The sequence below is a fragment of the Barnesiella sp. CU968 genome (assembly GCF_905219685.1).
Lineage (GTDB): Bacteria > Bacteroidota > Bacteroidia > Bacteroidales > Muribaculaceae > Lepagella > Lepagella muris_A.
This window is the reverse complement of the sequence record NZ_CAJMXD010000235.1, coordinates 1-4,813: the sequence shown is the minus strand read 5'-3', so window position 1 is coordinate 4,813 and position 4,813 is coordinate 1. Positions and strand designations below refer to the sequence as shown.

Sequence of the window (4,813 nt, the reverse complement as noted above, 5' to 3'; positions counted from 1 at the left end):
ACAATAGTTCGTTAAAAAATATTCATAGGCTAAGCGGCATCTACCGTCAAGCCAAAGAGTTCTTTGACAAGTTTAGCATTTAAAGTCTTGTTCGGGTCAATTCCGCTCAGGTCAAAAAATCTTTTTATGAAATGAGCGTTGGCCATCAGAGACTTAATTTGACCAATAGAAAAAGGCATCTTCGTCTGCTTCCTCAGTACCTTAGTGATATTGACGGCGGCAAGCGAAGCGTTGTAGGCAAAATCCAAGGCCTTTTCATCGCGAGCCTGACAGTCGAGCAGTCCGGTGAACTGATGACCATCTCGGAAACAGGACTCAATCTGAAACCGTGTCCGGTAAATGTCATAGACATCTTTGCCGCAGACCGAGATATCGGTTGAGAAATACAGTCGGTGGCCGCCTCCGGGCAGATAATGGATTACCAGCCGTATTTNCTGCTTCAGAGACTTGCACCATGCCACAAGTTCAAAGGCTTCGCCTTCCTCGAGAGCGATGTCAAGTCGGGTCATCCTGTTTTTGTCAGGATTGGAGAAGTCGATCTTGCCGTCCTTGGTCTTGGGGCGACCTCTTTTACCGGTACGCGGACCTTCGTAGATGTAATACAGCACAGCATTGGAACGCAGACGGCTTATCAGTGAGAAACCGATTTCTTTCAGTCCCTCGACAAACGGCAGTACGGAGAAAGCGGCATCGGCAACGAGCAATGAAGTGATTTTCAGCAAATCTGTTCTGTACGTCTTCAATACCGACAGATACCACTGATTGAGAGTAAATTTCNTTCCTTCAAGTTCTGTCGAATTGAGAGTCTGCACGGCACGGAGCATCATCGCATCCCTGATGTCTGCATCGATTACGGCGATACCGAGGATCTCAAGACCATGCTTCACAGCCGAGGCACAGCCTGACCNGAACCGACCGATATGGGCTGTCTTCTTCCCAGCTTTGGAGACATAACTTGGATCTATGGCGATAGCCNGTCGTTTCATGCCATACTGGANACGATCGGCGGCCAGGTTCATGTTGAAGCACAGCCAGTCGAAATCCCTACGGAAAGTCTGACGATAGCGTTGTTCGCCACGTCTTCCGTGGCGCCCAAGCTGAAGAAAATTTATCTTTCGCGGTATGCACATGATTAAAATCAGTATCTCGATGATGTTTGTATTGAAAGTNTTGTTTAACTTTGTAGCGCAACCGAAGAATGCTCTCCGGCAGATGCCCTCATATTGGTCAAGTAGTTCGAAAATCAGCATAACTTTAGAGTCGTCGAATAACTATAAAGTTACTGAAATTCAGCGACTTGACCAATTTTTTAGTGTTAAATTTTCATGCTAAACATCAGATTTTTAACGGATTAAACACTTGGCTCCTCGGAGCCGTTAACAAACTCACAAAAAATAACCGAAGTATTGAATGAGGCATGAAATCTAAAAAAATACTCTTAAGCGCGACATTGATAGCCGCAACTTCAATCCAATGTTTCTCCTGGGGTCAGAAAGGTCATGACACCGTATGCTTTATAGCCGAGAACCATCTTACCCCTGTCGCAAAGGCAACCGCAGAAAAACTGCTTGGAGGCAAATCCATCGTATATTACGCCAATTGGCTTGACAATGCTTCACACACTCCGGAATACAGTTATTCCAAAACATGGCATTACAAGAATATAGATGCTAATGAAACGTTCGAAAACGCACAGCTGCATGAATCCGGCGATGTAGTAAGAGCCATTCGCGAACAGGCATACATACTGAACAATCCGGATTCTTCCGATGAGCAAAAGTCTCTTGCTCTTAAAATGCTTGTGCATCTCGTAGGCGACATACATCAGCCCATGCACATGGGACACCGTAGTGATCTCGGCGGCAACAGATGGATGGTGAAATATTTCAACTCACCCAAGAACCTGCATTCGATATGGGACAGCAGTCTGCCTGAATCGGCTCACAAATGGAGCTATACGGAATGGCAGCAACAGATAGACAGGGCTACACCAGAAGAAGAAGCCGAAATAATTGCAGACGGTTCTCCGGAAAAATGGGGAAAAGAATGTTATCAGATTGCTGCGGAAGTATACAATACAACTCCCGAGGATTCAAAACTCAGCTATGACTATATCGCAAGATGGACTCCAGTCATAGAAGAACAGTTTCTTCGTGGCGGTCTTCGTCTGGCGGATCTGCTTAACTCAATTTTTGACCCGCACTATGCAGGAGCAAACAATATAATAAAAAAGAACTGAATCAAAATAAAATATAACAGTTAATTGAAATTTCCCCAGTTGAACATTCCCTTTTCTCCTCTTAAAATTAAAGAACAGGACGGAATTGTAAAAGTATATGATCCTTTGCGCGATAAACTGGTGGCTCTTACTCCGGAAGAATACGTACGCCAGCAGTTCACCGCATGGTTGCACAGTGCTTTCAATTATCCGCAATCTCTGATGGCAAATGAAATTGGCATCACAGTCAACGGAATGAAAAAACGGTGCGATTCGGTGGTCTTCAACAAAGACGGCACGCCATTGCTCATTGTTGAATACAAAGCGCCGGATGTAAGGATAACACAAGACACTTTCGATCAGATTGTAAGGTATAATATGGTGCTTAAAGCGCAGTATCTGATTGTCTCCAACGGACTGAGCCATTACTGCTGCGTAATCGACTACTCAAGCAACACATATCACTTTATACCGGCAATTCCGGATTATAGAGATTTAAACAGCGCATTCAGTGCCAATTGAATATTGAATAGTTTTGTCAGAAATTAGTTATAATTACCTTGATCTCCTTAATCCGCAGCAACGTGCCGCCGTGGAATATAAGGATGGACCGTCACTTGTCATAGCTGGTGCCGGTTCCGGCAAAACCCGCGTCCTCACATACAAGATAGTGAATCTGCTCGACAACGGGTTTGAGCCATATCGAATCATGGTGTTGACTTTCACCAACAAAGCTGCGAGAGAAATGAAAGAACGCATCTCCGCACTTGTGGGTCAGAAGATTTCATCAAGATTATGGATGGGAACCTTTCACTCCATATTCTTACGTCTGTTGCGCGGAAATGCAGAATTAATCGGCTTCAAACCAGGATTTACAATCTATGACACCACCGATTCCAGATCGCTGATAAAAATGATTGTCAAGGAATTATTGCTTGACGACAAAATTTACAAGCCTGCGATTGTTGCATCTGCAATTTCAAATGCCAAAAATGCGATGGTCACACCTGAGCAGTATCTGGGCACAAAAGAGTATTATGATGCCGACAAACGGGCCAAACGACCCATGATCGGACAGATTTACAAAATATATCGGGACAGATGTCATCGTGCCAACGCGATGGATTTCGATGACATACTCTTCTACATGAATGAACTTCTTCGTGATCATCCCGATGTGCGCAGACACTATCAGGAGTTTTTCAAGTATATTCTTGTAGAGGAGTATCAGGACACCAACTTCGCCCAGCATCTGATTGTGTCTCAACTTACCGGAGATGACATGAAGCTTTGTGTTGTCGGAGACGACGCGCAAAGCATCTACTCTTTCAGGGGAGCGAACATAGGAAACATAATCAACCTCGAAAAGCGTTATCCGGGTCTACGTATTTTCAAACTTGAACGCAATTACCGTTCGACACAGAATATTGTAAACGCGGCCGGCAGTCTTATCTCCAAGAACACCAATCAATTGAAAAAGGAAGTTTACAGCGAGAACGAGGTTGGCGCACCTGTGGAGGTCATAAGAACATATTCGGATATCGAAGAGGCATATATGGTCTCCAACCTTATTTCCGGCTCTAAACTGACTTGTCACGATTCTCTTGACGATTACGCGATTCTATACCGTACCAACGCCCAGAGCCGTGTTCTTGAAGAAGCCTTGCGCAAAAGAAACATCAACTACCGTATTTACGGAGGTCTTTCATTTTACCAGCGTAAGGAAATCAAAGATGTCATAGCCTATTTCAGAATTGCCATAAATCCTGACGATGATGAGGCTCTCAGACGCATAATCAACTATCCTGCCAGAGGAATCGGAGAGACCACAATGAAAAAGATCCAGGCTTGTGCCTCCGAACATGCTTCGAGTCTGTGGGGGATAATATCGGACATAACAAAATATGATGCTGGCATAAACGGAGGTACTCAAAAAAAACTTACCGCTTTTGCTGATCTTATACGATTATTCATTACAGACAATGAAAAATCCAACGCATTCGAACTTGGACAACTTATATATAACCGCACCGGCATACTGACAGCTCTTGCGCATGACAGAACGCCGGAAAGCATCAGCAAACACGAAAACCTTACAGAGCTTCTTTCTGGCCTTAAGGATTTTGTTGATTCAAGGGTGGAGGAGGAAACGGATGCCGACATCTCGATGAGAGCGTTTTTGTCGGATGTGATGCTGGCAACAGATCAGGATCAGAATGATGACAATGAGGAGCCCCGGGTCACGCTTATGACAGTACACGCCGCGAAAGGGCTTGAATTCAAACACATATACGTAGTCGGCGTGGAAGAAGACCTTTTCCCTTCTTCCATGAGCATGGACTCTCTCGCACAGATCGAGGAAGAACGCAGATTGCTCTATGTCGCAATCACGCGTGCCAAGGAAACGTGTGTGATACTTTTTGCCGGCTCTCGCTTCAGAAACGGTCAGACAACCCTCACTCGACCTTCGCGCTTCCTTTCAGAAATAGACCCCAGATATCTTAAGCTCGTTTCATCCGTAAATATTGACCAAGGAGCATCTGAAAAGTTCATCAATCCCGCTGCCAATTATAAAACATACGACACAGCAAGAAG

4 protein-coding genes are annotated in these 4,813 nt (G+C 44.7%); 3 read left to right on the top strand and 1 reads right to left on the bottom strand.

The genetic code is table 11. The annotated features are described in order from the left end of the window. Nucleotides 1–29: 29 nt before the first annotated feature. Entirely contained in the window at nt 30–1,250 is a 1,221-nt protein-coding gene (locus tag JX312_RS09365; protein ID WP_239653879.1) for a transposase, read from the bottom strand. 167 nt (nt 1,251–1,417) lie between these two features. Here JX312_RS09365 and JX312_RS09360 point away from each other — a divergent pair, with 167 nt between their 5' ends. The 3 genes from JX312_RS09360 to JX312_RS09350 form a co-directional block, all read left to right on the top strand. Next, nucleotides 1,418–2,239, top strand: a complete 822-nt coding sequence (locus tag JX312_RS09360) for a S1/P1 nuclease (RefSeq protein ID WP_204457811.1) — start codon at nt 1,418–1,420, stop codon at nt 2,237–2,239. 39 nt (nt 2,240–2,278) lie between these two features. Continuing rightward, the gene (locus tag JX312_RS09355; RefSeq protein ID WP_239653878.1) at nt 2,279–2,740 is read left to right on the top strand and encodes a type I restriction enzyme HsdR N-terminal domain-containing protein; all 462 of its coding nucleotides are present in this window, start codon (nt 2,279–2,281) and stop codon (nt 2,738–2,740) included. Between the two features lie 13 nt (nt 2,741–2,753). After that, on the top strand, nt 2,754–4,813 hold a 2,060-nt coding region (locus JX312_RS09350; protein WP_204457810.1), incomplete at its 3' end, for an ATP-dependent helicase.

Excerpts from the sequence above, each read along its gene's own strand:
- JX312_RS09360 (WP_204457811.1), top strand. The coding sequence starts at position 1,418 with ATGAAATCTAAAAAAATACTCTTAAGCGCGACATTGATAGCCGCAACT.